The sequence below is a fragment of the Terriglobus roseus genome, assembly GCF_900102185.1.
GTDB classification, from domain to species: domain Bacteria; phylum Acidobacteriota; class Terriglobia; order Terriglobales; family Acidobacteriaceae; genus Terriglobus; species Terriglobus roseus_A.
In genome coordinates, this window is record NZ_LT629690.1 from 3,123,248 (window position 1) to 3,138,697 (window position 15,450).

Genomic DNA, 15,450 nt, shown 5'->3' on the forward strand with positions numbered 1-15,450 from the left:
GCTCAGAATGACCGCGAAGCGAAGAATCGATGATGCAGATTAGCCTTCGTACTTATCCAGGAAGATGGCCAGCTTCTCGCGTGTGGCTGCGGGGATGGTCTTCTTGTCGGTCATGATGGCGAACTTCAGTGCCGAGGCTACGGGAGTGTTGCTGTTGTCTTTGGGCAGCGCTTTGACCGCGCCCTTCAGCACTTCCTGCGCGTTCTTGGTGTTGGCGTGGATGACCTGAACGATCTGATCGACGGTGACGTCGTCGTGGCTTTCGTGCCAGCAGTCGTAGTCCGTGACCATGGCGAGTGTGGCGTAGCTGATCTCAGCTTCGCGGGCCAGCTTGGCTTCCTGCAGGTTGGTCATGCCGATGACGTCTGCGCCCCACGAGCGATAGAGGTTTGACTCTGCGCGCGTGCTGAACTGCGGGCCTTCCATGTTGATGTACGTGCCCCCGAGTTTGCCGACGACGCCTGCTTCCTTGCAGCCCTGCTCAAAGGCTTTGGCTGCGACGGAGCAGATGGGATCGCCGAACGCTACGTGGCCTACGATTCCGTCGCCGAAGAAGGTGGCGTTGCGTGCGAAGGTACGGTCAATGAACTGGTCGGGGATGACGAAATCAGTGGGCTTGTGCTCTTCCTTGAGCGAACCCACCGCAGAGATGGAGAGGATGAAGCTGACGCCGAGTTTCTTCATGGCGTAGATGTTTGCGCGGAAGTTCAGCTCCGTGGGGAGGATGCGATGACCGCGACCGTGGCGCGCGAGGAACGCAACATTACGACCTTCCAACGTGCCCAGCACGATGGTTTCCGATGGGTCGCCGAAGGGCGTCTCAACCTTGATTTCCTGGGTGTCCGTCAATCCCGGCATGTTGTATAAACCGCTGCCGCCGATGATGCCGATTTCTGCCTGTGCCAATGTGTTCTCCAGATGGTTAGGTAACAAAATCAATTAATGCGATGCCGTGCGCATTCCGTAATCGAGTGCTGCTTTGGGGATGCCGGGCATCAAGTTGCGCAAACCTAAGGTGAGTTCGTGCATGGGTTGCTCCGATGCCTGTTGCAACGGGCCGTGTCCCTGCACTTCGCGATAGAGCGTTTCCAGCTTCTTCGCGGTGTCGCGGTCAAAGCCTTCGCTGAGGAAGACACCGCCGCCTGCATCCAGCGAGAGCCAAACGTCGCCCTCTTCCGTGCTGAAGAGGAGATGATCGTCGTCGCCGTTGGGGATTTCCACCTGCTTCAACGAACGATATTTGCGTGGAAGCTGGCTGGCGTAAATCTTCAGGAACGAACGCGCAGAATCCTGATTCTTCCACTGCGAGTAATACACGATGCCGATGGAGGAAGGCGATGCCTTATCTGCACCCGTCTTCTTCTGCGCTGCGTAGTAGATGCCGCCGTTCCATGCGACTGCGAGCGGGTCAGCCATGGCGCGGCCACCGAAGAGTTCGGTGATGATGCGAACGTCGAGTTCGCCCATGACGCCTACGTCATACGGGTCCCAATCCTTGTCGAGCAACGTATGCACGTTGGGCATGGTGAGCACCGGGACTGGCGTCTTTGCCATGTAGACCTCAGGGTGCATGACCTCATGCGACGACGTTGGCGGACGATCGAGCGTGCCGGCGAAGGCTGCGTCTACTCCCTTTGCCTGGAGGATGGCCTGCTCAAACGCGAGGCCTTGTCCGTATGGGAACAGTAGCGACTCCTGCAATAGCAATGGAGCGCGGGAGAGGACGGGTGAGCCACTGGTGTCTGACGACATTTCGCGCACGCGTTCGCCGAATTCTGGCGCGTCTTTCAGCGTTTTGCCCATGGGCTGCAGTTCGTAATCGACGAAGACGGCCATGGCCTGGCCTTCCGTGACGGACTCGCGCGCGGTGGAGGCTTCATCAAGCTGGATGTGTTCGTTGTCTTCGCGCATGTTTTTGGCAATGGCGGTGGGAGCAGGGCTGCCCCACTTTTCCAGCTTTACGCGGTCGTCCTGCACAGCGTGTGTGAGTTCATGCGCCAGAACCGGCTTCTGCTCATCGGGCTTGACCCAGTCGAGCATGTTAACGGTGCGCGTCTTGGGGTCGTAAAAGGCCGCGACCTGTTCCGTGAGCAGGCTTAACAGGAAGGGCTGCAGATGAAAGTCGCGCTCGATGAAGCCGAACTTTTTTAGCACCAGTTCGCTACGCTGAAGGCGTTTGGCGCCTTCGTCTTCCTTCATGCGGTCCATCAGCTCTTTGTTGACTTCAGGGCGCGTGAGCAGGCGGCGCTTTACCGGGCGGGTTGCCTTCAGGTGCGAATCGGACGCAACGAAACCTATGACCTCGTCGACGCTCTTGAAGAGGTCGGCGGCCTGCGACTTGGTCATGTGCGTGTCGGCGTCGGTCTGCGGTTTGGCGGTTTGCGTGGGGGGCGGTTCGGGCGTCGGCGGCTGCACCTGTTGGGCATACAACAGGGCCGGGGAAAGAACCACGGCGATCACGGCGAGCTTCGTCCAGGGGGCACTGCAGGCAGGCTTCAAGTCAGTCACAACTCCGCGCGTCCGCTGGCGCTCAGGCAGCTTCGCCGTCGCGGAACCTATAATCCAGTGTACGGGCAAGTGGGCCAGTTTGGCCGCATCGAACCGCTTGCCGAAGTGTGCCTTATGCAGGAAATGACGACTCTTAGCGCAGTTGACCAACTCCAGGCCTTTCGCACCGGCGCAGGCGTGGCTTCGCTTGCCGCCGGATGGATTGCCGTAACCGGCAGCGACCGCGTGCGGTGGCTGAATGGCATGGTGACGAACTCCGTGCAGGCGCTGACGCCCGGCGAAGGTGCGTACAGCTTTTTGCTGAGCGCGCAGGGCCGTATTCAGGGAGACCTGATGATATGGGCCAAGCCTGATCTTCTGTTGCTGGAGACCGGCCCCGAGCAGGTGGAAAACATTACGGCGCTGCTGGACCGCTTCATCATCATGGACGACGTGGAACTGAGCGATGAAACCGCGCGTTGGCACGGCATGCTGGTGGCGGGACCGCAGGCGGCGGAAAAGCTGACCGCAGCCGGTGTTGCCGTGCGTGCGACCAAGCTGTTGAAGAAGTTGACGGTTCCCTATGCCGGGACGGAGGTGCAGGTTTTATGCACCTACAGCCCGCTGGTGCCGCGTTTTGAGATCTGGTCGCGGGATGCGGCTGTGCTGGAGCAGTTGCGTGCGGCGCTGGTGCAGGATGGCGCTGTACCATGCGATGCGGAAGGGCTAGAGTTGCTGCGGATTGCCGAAGGCACGCCGCGCTACGGCAGCGATATCCGCGACCGCGATCTGCCTCAGGAGACGAACCAGACGCGTGCCCTGCACTTTAACAAGGGCTGCTACCTGGGGCAGGAGATTGTGGAACGCATCCGTTCGCGCGGCAATGTTCACCGCACGTTTACCAGTTTTGCTTTGACTGGTGACGTACCTGCGCCGGGAACGCCGCTGGAGGCGGAAGGAAAGCCGGTGGGTGAACTGACTTCAGTGGCCAGCTCTGAGATCGACGGCCGACGATTAGCCCTTGGATTTATTCGCCGCGAAGCATTGGATCGCGGCCTTGCGATAACCTACGCCGGCGGAGTTGCGGTGCAGGCAAACGCGTTGGAAACTGCCACAACACCTTAAAGATTTTTACGATCCCCGAAAGAGACACGACCCATGTCTGAGAACGAACAAAATAAGCCTTTCGTGATTAATGACCGTCGCAAATTTCGCATGGACGGCGAACCCGTAGAGCCTCGCCCGGAAGAGCCTGTTGCAGAGACCACAGCGCCAGAAGCTGAGGCCGCGACACCGGAACCTACTCCTGCAGTCAACAAGGAGCCCATTCCCTTTCCCGTGCGCGATTCTGCCGCTGCATCGAACTCGGCACACACGGTAACGCCAGTGCCGGAGCCTGCAGAAGAAGAAGTTGCCGCGGACGCCGCGGCTGGTGAAGAAGAGGTCAAGCTGCCTCCGCCGACCGCCGAAGAGATGGAGCAGGTACGCGCAGCGTATGAAGCCACGGCGGAACGCATTGAGACGATGATGCGGTCGCAGAATCTGGGCGCGGAGCATCTGCCTCCCATGGACTTCTCGCAACTGGTGCAATCCATTTACATGTCAGCCATGATTCAGCTTGGTGCGGGGACGCAGCAGGGTCAGCAGGCGCGTGTGGATCTGCTGGGTGCGAAGCAGAGCGTGGACATGCTGTCAGTGATTGAAGAGAAGACTGCCGGCAACCTGACGGAGCAGGAAAAGAATCTGCTGAACTCCGCTCTGTTTGAGCTGCGGATGGGATTCCTGGAGATTACGCAGTTGCTGGCGCGCCAAGCGCAGTCGCGGCAGACCACACCTCCTCCACCGGGAACGCCGTCGGGAGGCGGGTTTAACGGTGGTGGTGGATTCAGTGGTGGCGGCGGATTTGGTGGTGGTGGTTTCAGCGGCGGCGGACCCAAGATCGTTCGCTAGGGCTGCAACATCCTATCTGCATTGATCTTTGTTAGCTGAGAAGGAACGGAACGATCGCCGAGCAAGAGTCAAACGTAATAGCACCCGACGCCGAGTTGCTTTTTCTTGGCACAGGCACGTCAATGGGCGTGCCTACTTTGGGGTGTCCGTGTGACGTATGTGCGTCGACCGATCCGCGCAACAATCGAACGCGGTCGTCGATTGTATTGCGCTATGACGATCCGGAAGGTACGCAGCGGACTGTTCTTGTCGATACCGGGCAGGAGTTCCGCATGCAGGCGCTGCGTTTTGGTGTGAACCACGTAGATGCTGTGCTGTACACGCATGGCCATGCGGATCACGTTCTCGGCTTTGACGATCTTCGTCCGCTGACCTTTGGCAAAGCTGCAAACATGCCGTTGTATGCGGACGATTCCACTGCGGATGTGATCGAACGCATCTTCGATTACACCTTTCGCAAGAAGGATCGTTATCCCACGAGCGCCCGTGTGGACCTGCACCGGTTAAGTGATGAGCCTGGCACGACGATTGACCTGTTTGGTGCAACGATCGAGCGGATTCCAGTGCTGCATGGGCGGCATGAGATTGCGGGATATCGTTTTGGTTCGCTTGCTTATCTGACGGACATGAGCGATCTGCCAGAACAATCGTATGAGCGTCTGCAGGGGCTGGACGTGGTGATTCTGGATGCGCTGCGACGCGAGCCGCATCCGAGCCACTCGCACCTGGAGAAATCCATTGCGATTGCGCAACGCATTGGGGCGAAACAGACGTACTTCACGCACATTTCGCATGACCTGGATCATGGGCCAACCGAAGATGAATTGCCTAAGGGCATTCACCTGGCTTATGACGGGTTGCGGCTTCCCTTCCGCATTCATAACAGCAATGAGGCGGCTCAGTGAACATCTATCGCAGCCTTGCGGAAGTGCCCGCTGACCTTGGGCCAACGGTTGTAACCATTGGCAATTTTGATGGTGTTCATTGCGGCCATCAGACGGTGATTCGCGAAGTAATTGCGCGGGCACGCGCGTTGAACGCGAAGGCCGTGCTGGTGACACTTGATCCTCACCCCACGCGCGTACTGCGACCCGAACGCAAGCTGCAACTGATTACGCCTACTGACGTGAAGCTGGAGTTGCTGGAAAAGACGGGGTTGGACGCTGTGTTGCTGCTGCCCTTTACGCGCGAATTTGCTGCGACCAGTGCGAAGGATTTCTGCACCGCGGTACTGCACGATACGCTGCATGCCGTGGAAGTGCACGAAGGCGAGAACTTTCGCTTTGGCTCAGGCGCGGCGGGAGATACACATTCGCTGGAAGCGTTGGGCCAGACGCTGGGCTTCACGGCAAAGACATTTGCGGCGATTGAGTCAGGCCGCACTAGCATCTCTTCCAGCCGCATTCGTCATGCTGTTGCAGAGGGCGATATGGCTGCGACGCGACACATGTTGGGTCGTGAATTCTTTGTGGATTCGACGCCTGCGCGTGGTCGAGGCTATGGCACGAAGTATGCCGTGCCGACGATTAACCTTGCCGCGTATGACGATCTGTTGCCTGCGCATGGTGTGTACATCACCGATCTGCGGATTGGTTCCGGCGACGATGCCATCACGTTTGAGGGTGTAACGAACATTGGCAATCGGCCTACGTTTGGTGCGGATTCGTTTGCTGTGGAGACGTATCTTCTGCGCTTTCATCCAGTCGATCTGACGGAAGAGACGCCGCTGCGCATGGCGTTTCATAAGCGACTTCGCAGTGAGCAGAAGTTTGCCGATCCTAATGCGCTGAAAACGCAAATCTTCAAGGATGTGGCGCGCGCAGAGCGATGGTTTGCCCTGCGGCGCGCTTTATCCAACAGAGCAAACTAGAAGATGTTTCGCAAGTATTTGTAATCAATCGCAGCTGCTTCGAGTGGCGTGTGGCCCGTCATGGGTGGGTCTTGCTCGACGAAGAAATGCTGTACTCCTGCAGTGCGCGCTGCAGCGATCACAGGTTTGTAATCGATGTGGCCTTCGCCGAGTTGCGTGGGATGGGGCATGCCAGGGCCGCCCATTACAGTGGTGACCTTGGTCGATGCCGGGAAGTCCTTCACGTGGATGACGCGATACCGCTTGGGAAAGCGACGGAAGTAGTCGACCGGGTTAGCACCCGCTGTGATCATCCATCCGCAATCAAGTTCGAACTGCACCAGCGCTGGATCCGTTTCGGCTAACAGGATCTCGTAACCCGTCTTGCCGCCGCCCAGATCGCGGAATTCATGTGCGTGGTTGTGATACGCGAACTGAACGCCAGCTTTTTTCGACTGCTCGCCAATGTGGTTGGCAAGTTCTGCGATCTTCTTGAAGTCGTCTGCGGTGAGCTTGTTCAACTTGTCCAGAACACCGGCCATGCCTGCGGTGGGCGCCTCCGGCAACAGGATGGAGCTTGCGGCGTAAGGTACGCGGAGATCGTTTGCCTGTTGCAGAATTTTGGCGGTGTCTTCAAAGCCGAACTGCAGATGCGCCGCGGGGCACATCAGGCCAGTGTCGTCGATCAGCGCGCGCAGTGCCTTGGGAGTGAGTTTCGCAAAGCCGGAGACCTCAACCTCATCGTAGCCAATGGCCTTCACCTGCTTTAACGTGCCAACGGGATCCTGCGTCAGTGCCGCACCAACGGTGTAGAGTTCCAGCCCGATGGGTTTGCTCTCTGCGGCCCACGCGGTGTTGGACCGTGTTGCGGAAAGCACAGCCACCGATGCAGCCTGCATCAAGAATGTTCTACGGGAATGTTGGAGCGTCACGTTGTAGTCCCCCTCAATTGCGCACCCAATCGTACACGCGGATAGAGAGGAGATGTTCGCTGCCGCATCCGTTATCGCGGCGGTGGAGAGCTTCCTTGTGTTGCTGCCGGGCCCTTTTGCAGGAGTGGGCCGCTATAAGGTTTGTACGGACCCACTGGTGAGGGGACGTAGCCCTTTGCTGGAGCCGATGGCTTTGCAGGTGTCTTTGTTGCAGGCGCATCATCCGGCATCACGTCGTTTGAGTTGTCCGGTGGCGTTGTCTGACGAACGACTGGTGCTGGCTTTGCGGCGGGTTTTGCGTTGTCGCCGGAGTCATCCGAGTCATCGTCGGAGTCATCGTTGGGAGCGACGGGCTTCTTCACAACTGGCGCAGTTTCTTCCGTTGCGTTGGACGTGGTGGACTCCACGGCCAGCGTCTTCTTCGCGGCGGTTGGGAACTCTTCGTTGGGCGAGCGTGCGATGGCGACTTTCATGAAGTCGATCCACATGGGCAGCGCGGCTCTTGCACCGGTTTCTTTCTCGCCGAGTGTGCGATGCGGATCGTCAAAGCCGATCCATGTGCCGCAGGTGACCGATGGCGAGAAGCCAAGGAACCATGCGTCGGTATAGCTGTTGGTTGTTCCCGTCTTTCCGCCAAGAGGATGTTTCAATATCGCGCCTGCCTGCGCTGCTGTACCGTACTGCGGCACCGCTTTCAGCAGCGTCATCATGGTGCGTGCTGTCTCAACGCTGATGACTTCCTTTACTTGCGGCGACACCTGCTTCAGAGGTAATCCATCTGCCTGAACAATGCGGCGGATGACGTGCGGCTTGATGAGAATGCCATCGTTGGGGAAGACAGAGTAGGCGCCAACCTGCTCCGATAACTTGATGCCTGCGGAACCGATGGCCACCGGCAAGAACGCGGGGATGTTCGATGTGACGCCGAAGCGGTGCGCCACTTCAATGACCTTCCTGATGCCAACCTGATTCGCGAGTTTGAGTGCGGGAATGTTTCGCGACTCAGCGAAGGCATTGAGGATGGTCATGGGGCCGGCGTAGTTGGGCTCGTAGTTATGCGGCGTGTACGGGCCGTTGGGTGTGTAGAAGCTGGTGGGCGCGTCGACGATGATGTCTGTTGGTTTGGTGTGAAGCTGCTCAACCGCCGTGGTGTACACGTAAGGCTTGAAGCTGGAGCCGGTCTGACGTTCCGACTGCGTAGCGCGATTGAACTGCGACAGATTGAAATCGCGTCCGCCAACCATGGCGAGTACGTCGCCGTTGGAGTTGTCCATGGCCATCATCGAAGCCTGCGCGCCGGAGTCCTGCTGCAGCGAGGCGTGCATGGTGGCGGTGCCGCTGGTGGCGTCTTCAATGCGGACGTAGGCGATGTCGCCCTTCTGCAGAAGCTTGTCGCCGTTACCCATGGTGGTCCAGGCCCAGTCGTTCGCGGTCATCTCTGCATAGCGTTTGCCGATGCGAACGATGACGCGGCGGGGTGTGGCCTCAATGACCAGCGCGTGGAAGTACGCACCGTTCTCAATGGTGTCAGACCAGTCGGGGTGCTGATAGCTCTGAAGGTCGCCGCCGCCCTCCAGGATGTTGGTCAGCTTGCCCTTCCATCCATGGCGGCGTTCGTAGGCGGCGACGTTGTCGAGCACGGCCTTGTTTGCGACTTGCTGTAAGTCGAGGTCCATGGTGGTGTAGACCTTCAGACCTGAACCGTGGACGGCGTCGGCACCGTACTCCTGTTCGAGCTGGCGTCGTACCTCTTCGACGAAGTAAGGTGCGATGGTGTTTGCGGGCGGCTCAATGTTGAGGCCGAGTGGTGCGGACTTTGCTTCCTGAAACTGCTGTTCGGTGATGAAGCCGTCGCCGAGCATTTCGCTGAGCACTAGGTTGCGGCGCTTTAGAGCACGATCCGGATGGCGCACCGGCGAGTAGCTGCTGGGCCCCTTGGGGAGTGCTGCGAGCAACGCAGCCTCAGGCAGCGTGAGTTCCCTTGCCTTCTTGGAGAAATAGTATTCGCTGCCTGCTTCAAACCCGTAGACGCCGCTGCCTAGGTAGATCTGGTTGGCGTAGAGAGTGAAGATCTGTTCCTTCGTGAAGTGGCGCTCAATTTGAACGGAGAGCAGAATCTCCTGAATCTTGCGGCTCCATGTCTGATCGAGCGTCAGGAACAGGTTGCGCGCAAGCTGCATGGTGAGTGTGGATGCGCCCTGGCGGCGGCCCTTGGAACGAAGATCGACGTACGCAGCACCGATGACACGGAACGGATTGATGCCTGCGTTCTTATCGAAGCTCTTGTCTTCGATGGAGATAATCGCGTCATGCAGGACTTTGGGGAAGTCGTTGTAGGGGACGACAACGCGGCGCTCCAAAGCGAACGATCCGATGGTACGGCCGTGGATGTCGAGCAGTTCGGTCGTGGTCGCCGGGCGGTAATGTTCCAGGTCTTCCATCTGCGGCAAGTCGGCCGTGTTGACCAGCGTTAGGCCTACCAGCGAGCCGAAGACGGCCGAGCAGCCGAGGAGACTGTAAAAGATGGCGCGGCGTGCCTTCGCTCGCGTTGGGAAGTACTTGTACCACCAGGTGCGTGCGTAAGGGACGCGCTGAGGTGGCCTGCCACCAGGCTTGTTCTTGGGTTCGGGCGGACGCCACGGACCTTTGCCGTTGCCGGGGGCGGACTTTCGGCTCTCAGACGGGTTTTCGCGTGTGAACAGGCTGGGCACGGCAATCCTAACGGTAGCACGGAGCTGCGGGCTGAAATGGCACAAACAGCCACGGCGAAACCGGTCTGCAAACGACAAAACGCAGCGCTGCTGGGGACATTCCTGTCTGATGCAGAACGCTGCGTTTGCGTGTGTCTGACGTGCTGTGGAAAGCCGCTTTTAGGCGGCTTTGGCCTTCAGGATATCGAGTGCTTTGTTGAGCTGATCGTCGATGTTGGCTGCGGGCTTGGCGACCGTTGTAGCGGCGGCAGCAGGCTTGGAGGAGTTCACCGTGGCCGTGCTGGCTGCTTCGTTGTCGTCATCCTCGTCACCGTCGGCCATAGCCAGTTCCTGTGCGGTGGCAACGGTGGTGGTGGGCGTCAGGCCCTCGTCCTGATACTTCTTGCCGGAGGGCGTCTCAAACTTGGCCACGGAGAGGATGATGGCGCCCCCGTCGGCGAGCTCAAAGACACGCTGCTGGGCGCCGTCGCCATAGGTCTTTTCACCGACGAGTTCGCTGCGCTTGGAATCGAGCAGTGCGCCAGCAACGATCTCTGCCGGGCCTGCGGTTCCACGGTTCACCAGAGTGACCATGGGGGCCTTCTCGTTCACCGTCTTGCCGGGTTCAGCAGTAAAGGTCTGCTTGGCTACCTTCTGGCCCTCGAGCATGGCGATGGTGCCGGACTTGAGGAAGAGGTTTGCCATACGGATGGCTTCGGCATCGTCACCCGAGGAGACATCGCGAAGGTCGAGCAGGATCTTCTTGGAGTTGGTGCGACCCATGGCCTTCAGCTTCTGCTCCACCTGCTGGACGTGATCTTTGTCGATGATGCCGGGCTTGATGTAGAGGATGGAGCCGCTCTCGTAGAAGACTTCGCCGGTTGCCGGCAACGAGGTGTCAGCGCGGGTGATGGTGAGCTTTTCTGGGGCGTTCTTCATGGGGCGGATCATGGAAAGCACGACCGGCGTTCCCTTCTCGCCACCCAGCGCCATCTGCACTTCGGCCAGAGACATTTCCATGGTGCTACGGTCGCCGATGGATTCAATACGGTCGCCGCTGTGGAGGCCAGCCTTGTCTGCCGGGCCGCCTGCAACGACGGAGATAACGGTGGCGATGCCGTAACGCTTGCCTACGTCAGCACCGATGCCTGCCTGCGGCTTGCCAGCGTGTTCCTTGTACAGCTTGTACTCAGTCGGGGACAGGTAGCTGGACTCGGCGTCGAGCGATTCCAGCAGACCGCGCATGGAGGCATCAGTCACCTTCGGCATGTTGGGGTCGACCACGTAGTCAGACTGAATGTGGCGAAGGACTTCGCTATAGACCTGCATCTGGCGATAGGCACCGTCCTGCGCCTGCCCGGACGCATGCACCCGACGCAGATTTGCGCCCAAAAACATGGTGAGCAACAGAACCGCGGAGAGAGCCAGCATGGAAATCTTGAGCGACTTCGGCATCAGGTAACGAACCCCTTACAAACAATGACCTACACCGGTTGGACGCATCCCCGGTTCGGATAGCATACGCCTTCTGTTCAGGAAGCACAGGAACAGGCTGGGAGCGGCTCATTGCGGCATGCGTCCCGGTTCGGCTGTCAGTTCTCGCCGGGAAGCTCGAGTGCGTCCACGACGAGCACCTGCACCGGCCCATTGATTGGCTTAAGTTCAAGCCCAAGAGTCTCTTTGACAGCCGTGAAGATGGAAGGCGCATCCTCGGCGGCTGAAGCGGAGGGCATTTCCGGTTTGTCGGCAGACCATTTGAGATGAAAGTCGTACTGCCCCGTCAATCCGGTACGGTTTTCGACGGGGCGCCTGAGAGTTCCTGACAGCCCCTTCGCCAGATCGTCTGTGGTGACACTTTCGGCAGACCAATCGTATAGATTTCGGCCGCTGGACGGCCTTGTGTACGTGGTCGGTGTGAGCTTGCTGCCGCCCTTTGCCACGACCAACGCGTACTCCGGCGCGGTGCGTGTGACCCAGTGGGTCTTCAGGCCGAAGCGCTCCTGCAGCACCCGGATCACCATGGCTCTCCTCTGTTCGATGGTGAGGGCATCGAGGGCCCGCGGTGTGGCGTCGAGGATCTTGCCTTGAACGTCGAAGTGAAGCTTTTTGCCCCAGTCGGGAACGCCATCAATCAGGTACTCCTGCTGATCGAAGGCGTAGAACAAGACAACCTCAAGCGTGACGTTCTCCAGCTTCAGCATGTCACCACTGTGGAACATGAGGGCCATCGAGGAGGAGCCAGTCTTGTTCGGCTTCACTGTCACCGCGTCGAACCTGAGGGGCGATTCGACAGCCGGGTGAACCTGCTGAGCCATAAGCCCATGGACGGGTGCATTCAGGCTCAAGAGAACGAGAATCCACTGAAAACTGTGCCTGGTCATCTGCAAGCCTTGACGCTCCACTTTGCTGAGAATGACTTGATCGCTGCGCGGCCAGTATAGATTCCCACCCCCGACAGGTCTTCCGGTGGGACGTGCTTTGCCTACCAAAAGAAAGCCCCGCCCATGACGATGTCACGGACGGGGCAGTTATGTTCAGAGTTGGTTGGTTATTCGGGGCGGCGCTTGGGTGCTCCGCCGCGGCCTGGGCCTGCGCCGGGTCCCTTGCGCGAGGGCTTGAAGCCGGGCTTGCCGAAGCTGCCGGGGCCACCCTTGCGGTCGCGTCCGAAGCCGGAGCCACCGAACTTGGCTCCGCCGGGGCCTGCCGAGTGGCCGCCGCTACGGAAGGCCGGACGACCTTCGCCGGGTTCGCCGGAGAAGCGAGCGCGCTCACCACGACCCTCAAAGCTGCCGCCACGGTCTGCGCCGAAGGGCTTGCGTGGGCCACCAAAGGGCTTACGGTCGCCGAAAGGCTTGCGATCACCAAAGCTGGGGCGGTCGCCACGCGGTGTGAACGGCCGATCTCCACGAGGAGTAAACGGGCGGCGGTCGCCACCTTCACGTGGTGTGAAGGGTTTGCGGTCACCGAAGCTGGGACGATCGCCACGAGGTGTGAACGGACGGCCTTCGCCGCCTTCACGCGGAGTGAAGGGCTTGCGGTCACCAAAGCTCTTGCGTTCGCCGAAAGGCTTACGATCGCCGTACGAAGGACGGTCACCGCGCGGCGTGAACGGACGGTCACCGCGCGGCGTGAACGGACGGTCACCACCCTCACGAGGAGTGAAGGGACGACGATCGCCACCTTCGCGGTCGCCGAAGCTCTTGCGCTCACCGAACGGCTTGCGATCACCAAAGGGCTTACGGTCGCCGTACGAAGGACGATCTCCACGCGGAGTAAAGGGACGATCACCGCGGGGAGTGAAAGGACGGCCTTCGCCACCTTCACGCGGGGTAAAGGGCTTGCGGTCGCCAAAGCTCTTGCGCTCACCGAAAGGCTTGCGGTCGCCGTACGAAGGACGATCGCCACGCGGGGTAAACGGACGGTCGCCGCGAGGCGTGAACGGACGATCTCCACCTTCACGTGGTGTGAACGGACGACGCTCGCTGCCTTCGCGGTCGCCAAAGCTCTTGCGTTCGCCAAATGGCTTGCGATCACCGAAGGGCTTACGGTCGCCGTACGAAGGACGATCACCACGCGGGGTAAAGGGACGGTCTCCACGTGGCGTGAACGGACGATCACCGTGGGGAGTGAAAGGACGGCCTTCGCCGCCTTCACGCGGGGTGAAGGGCTTGCGGTCACCAAAGCTCTTACGCTCGCCGAACGGCTTGCGGTCGCCGAAGGAGGGGCGGTCACCACGAGGCGTAAACGGACGACGCTCGCCACCTTCGCGCGGGGTGAAGGGCTTGCGCTCGCCGCGATCCTCGTCCCAGGGACGTGCAAATTCGTTACGCGGACGGTCGGTTGCACCGCCTTCGTCGCGGCGGGTGAAGGGACGACGCTCGCGGTCGGGGCGGGGGGTAAAGCCTTCGCGATTGCCACGAAAGCTACCGGAGCGGCGCTGTGGAGTGAATCCGCCTTCACGACGGGGTGCAAAACCACCCTCGCGACGCGGTGCGAAGCCTTCACGGCGGGGACGGAAACCGCCTTCTTCGCCATCGCGGCGGAAGGGCTTGCGCTCTTCCGGCGTGCCACCTTCAGCGGCAAAGCGGGCGTTGCGGGCTTCGATCATGGCACGGCGGTCATCGTCTTCGTAACGCGAACGCTGCTGGACAAAGGGCTCCGTGGAGGGTTCAGTCGTATCTTCCGGCAGGCTATCCAGCGCACCGGGGAGGAAGTGGGCCGTCTTGCCGTCCAGCACGATGGAGTCAAGCTGGCGCGATGCCGAAAGCCCATTGACCACTTCGCGGACGCGTGAACGTGCCGCGAGGGGCGAAAGGAAGACTTCCATCTCGTCGCTGGTGGCGGCAACGGTCTGCGACAGGTACAGCGACAGCAGTGCCGAGAGAGCCGTGGGCTGGCCCGCATTAGCGCCTGCCTTGATGTGGCGCAGGTAACGACCGCTGGCGACTTCCCAGGTGGAGGGTTCGCCGTCTGCCTGCGGAATGGGGACGACGCGCAGGATGGACCACAGTTCGCTGAGAGCACGCAGAACAGCCGAATCCACGATGCCCTGACCGAGTTCCGTGGTGAGTTCGTGCGGCGCCATGGCGCCCTTTTCCTTCAGCAGCGTGTAGACCTTGGCAGCCAGGGGCGAAACGCGCATGGCACCGGTCTGGGCGGGTTCGTTCTTGAAATTCTTGTCGCCGCGGAGGGTGTAGATGAACGAAAACGCCTGTGCGGAGCAGACAAAGTCCGGTTCGCCGAGCGAGTTACCGAGGAGGTTCAGAGGCACTGCGGTGCCATCCTCAACAAGGCGTGCGAGCATGCGGCGGACTTCTTCACGCTCTTCCAGTGAGAAGCCATTGATGGCAACGGGAGCTTCAGCAGCTTCTTCTGCTTCCGCTTCAATCTTGTCTTCTTCGGCGATCTCGTCGCCTTCGTCTTCCGCGAACTCGTCGTCGTTGGAGATCATTACTTCGTCATCGGAAGCTTCATCGCCAGCGAACTCAACTGCATCGGCAGGCTCATCGTCATCTTCGTCGATGTCTTCTACTTCTTCTGCAGGTTCTTCATCTTCGACTTCGACCGCGTAGGATTCGTCCTCACTGGGACCGTCGGTCTCTTCGGTTTCAGCCTGCGGAATCCAGTTCTTTTCGGGGCGTCCGAGAACAGCTTCTGAGAAGCTGGGCTGCGGTGCAGCAGCGAACTGGGCGTGTGGCGTGTACGCGACGATGCCGGCTTCATCAAGCCATGTGCGGAGATCGTCAAGCGTTTGGAGGGCGTTGCCATCCTGATGCCAAAGGGCCACGCGGGCAAGTTTTAATTGATTTTGGGTAGGGGTTACTGGCGAAGTTGCCATGAGCGGAGTTCTCTTTCCGGCGCCTGTTCTTATGTGTGGCGCGTACGCATATGCACAGCACAACATGTCGCGGAGACGACCCGCGTTGCTGCCTGTGCTTCTGTATTCGATGTATGGGGAGCATGGAATGGCTACGTGCCATTTTCTGATGCCGCCCGGCGGGGTGTCGTCTTCCCGCTGTCCAGAGGAACCTGCATGGTTCGT

At 59.8% G+C, this 15,450-nt stretch carries 11 protein-coding genes; 4 read left to right on the forward strand and 7 right to left on the reverse strand.

What is annotated here, in order from left to right; translation table 11 throughout:
* Positions 1 to 39 precede the first annotated feature (39 nt).
* Both mtnP and BLT38_RS13025 read right to left on the reverse strand, forming a co-directional pair.
* On the reverse strand, positions 40 to 906 hold the full coding sequence (mtnP, locus tag BLT38_RS13020; RefSeq protein WP_083345569.1) for an S-methyl-5'-thioadenosine phosphorylase: 867 nt from the start codon (positions 904 to 906) through the stop codon (positions 40 to 42).
* Positions 907 to 939: 33 nt separating this feature from the next.
* On the reverse strand, positions 940 to 2,508 hold the full coding sequence (locus tag BLT38_RS13025) for a hypothetical protein (RefSeq protein WP_197674888.1): 1,569 nt from the start codon (positions 2,506 to 2,508) through the stop codon (positions 940 to 942).
* 123 nt (positions 2,509 to 2,631) lie between these two features.
* Here BLT38_RS13025 and BLT38_RS13030 point away from each other — a divergent pair, with 123 nt between their 5' ends.
* From BLT38_RS13030 to ribF, 4 genes are all read left to right on the forward strand, one after another.
* Positions 2,632 to 3,612, forward strand: coding sequence for a YgfZ/GcvT domain-containing protein (locus BLT38_RS13030; RefSeq protein WP_231966487.1), 981 nt, complete (start codon positions 2,632 to 2,634; stop codon positions 3,610 to 3,612).
* A gap of 33 nt (positions 3,613 to 3,645) precedes the next feature.
* Positions 3,646 to 4,437, forward strand: a complete 792-nt coding sequence (locus BLT38_RS13035; RefSeq protein ID WP_083345570.1) for a DUF1844 domain-containing protein — start codon at positions 3,646 to 3,648, stop codon at positions 4,435 to 4,437.
* 206 nt (positions 4,438 to 4,643) lie between these two features.
* Entirely contained in the window at positions 4,644 to 5,342 is a 699-nt protein-coding gene (locus BLT38_RS13040; RefSeq protein WP_331711380.1) for an MBL fold metallo-hydrolase, read from the forward strand.
* Positions 5,339 to 6,307: a riboflavin biosynthesis protein RibF gene (gene ribF, locus BLT38_RS13045; RefSeq protein WP_083345572.1), complete on the forward strand. Its 969-nt coding sequence runs from the start codon at positions 5,339 to 5,341 to the stop codon at positions 6,305 to 6,307. Before BLT38_RS13040 ends, ribF begins: the two co-directional genes overlap by 4 nt.
* Here the strand turns inward: ribF and BLT38_RS13050 are convergent.
* From BLT38_RS13050 to BLT38_RS13070, 5 genes are all read right to left on the reverse strand, one after another.
* Positions 6,304 to 7,185, reverse strand: a complete 882-nt coding sequence (locus tag BLT38_RS13050; protein ID WP_083345573.1) for a sugar phosphate isomerase/epimerase family protein — start codon at positions 7,183 to 7,185, stop codon at positions 6,304 to 6,306. The two genes, ribF and BLT38_RS13050, sit on opposite strands and share 4 nt — an antisense overlap.
* A gap of 104 nt (positions 7,186 to 7,289) precedes the next feature.
* Positions 7,290 to 9,929, reverse strand: coding sequence for a penicillin-binding protein 1A (locus tag BLT38_RS13055; protein WP_083345574.1), 2,640 nt, complete (start codon positions 9,927 to 9,929; stop codon positions 7,290 to 7,292).
* Positions 9,930 to 10,088: 159 nt separating this feature from the next.
* Entirely contained in the window at positions 10,089 to 11,363 is a 1,275-nt protein-coding gene (locus tag BLT38_RS13060) for a S41 family peptidase (protein WP_083345575.1), read from the reverse strand.
* 137 nt (positions 11,364 to 11,500) lie between these two features.
* A complete protein-coding gene (locus BLT38_RS13065; RefSeq protein WP_172838272.1) occupies positions 11,501 to 12,253 on the reverse strand; it encodes a TIGR03435 family protein in 753 nt (250 codons plus the stop codon).
* Between the two features lie 203 nt (positions 12,254 to 12,456).
* Complete coding sequence (locus BLT38_RS13070) at positions 12,457 to 15,246, reverse strand: hypothetical protein (protein ID WP_156785122.1); 2,790 nt, start codon at positions 15,244 to 15,246, stop codon at positions 12,457 to 12,459.
* Between the last annotated feature and the right edge of the window lie 204 nt (positions 15,247 to 15,450).

What these genes read in the sequence shown, in the direction of transcription:
- BLT38_RS13030 (WP_231966487.1), top strand. Translation starts at nt 2,632, where the DNA reads ATGACGACTCTTAGCGCAGTTGACCAACTCCAGGCCTTTCGCACCGGC.
- BLT38_RS13035 (WP_083345570.1), top strand. Translation starts at nt 3,646, where the DNA reads ATGTCTGAGAACGAACAAAATAAGCCTTTCGTGATTAATGACCGTCGC.
- BLT38_RS13050 (WP_083345573.1), bottom strand. Translation starts at nt 7,185, where the DNA reads ATGCAGGCTGCATCGGTGGCTGTGCTTTCCGCAACACGGTCCAACACC.
- BLT38_RS13060 (WP_083345575.1), bottom strand. Translation starts at nt 11,363, where the DNA reads ATGCCGAAGTCGCTCAAGATTTCCATGCTGGCTCTCTCCGCGGTTCTG.
- BLT38_RS13070 (WP_156785122.1), bottom strand. Translation starts at nt 15,246, where the DNA reads ATGGCAACTTCGCCAGTAACCCCTACCCAAAATCAATTAAAACTTGCC.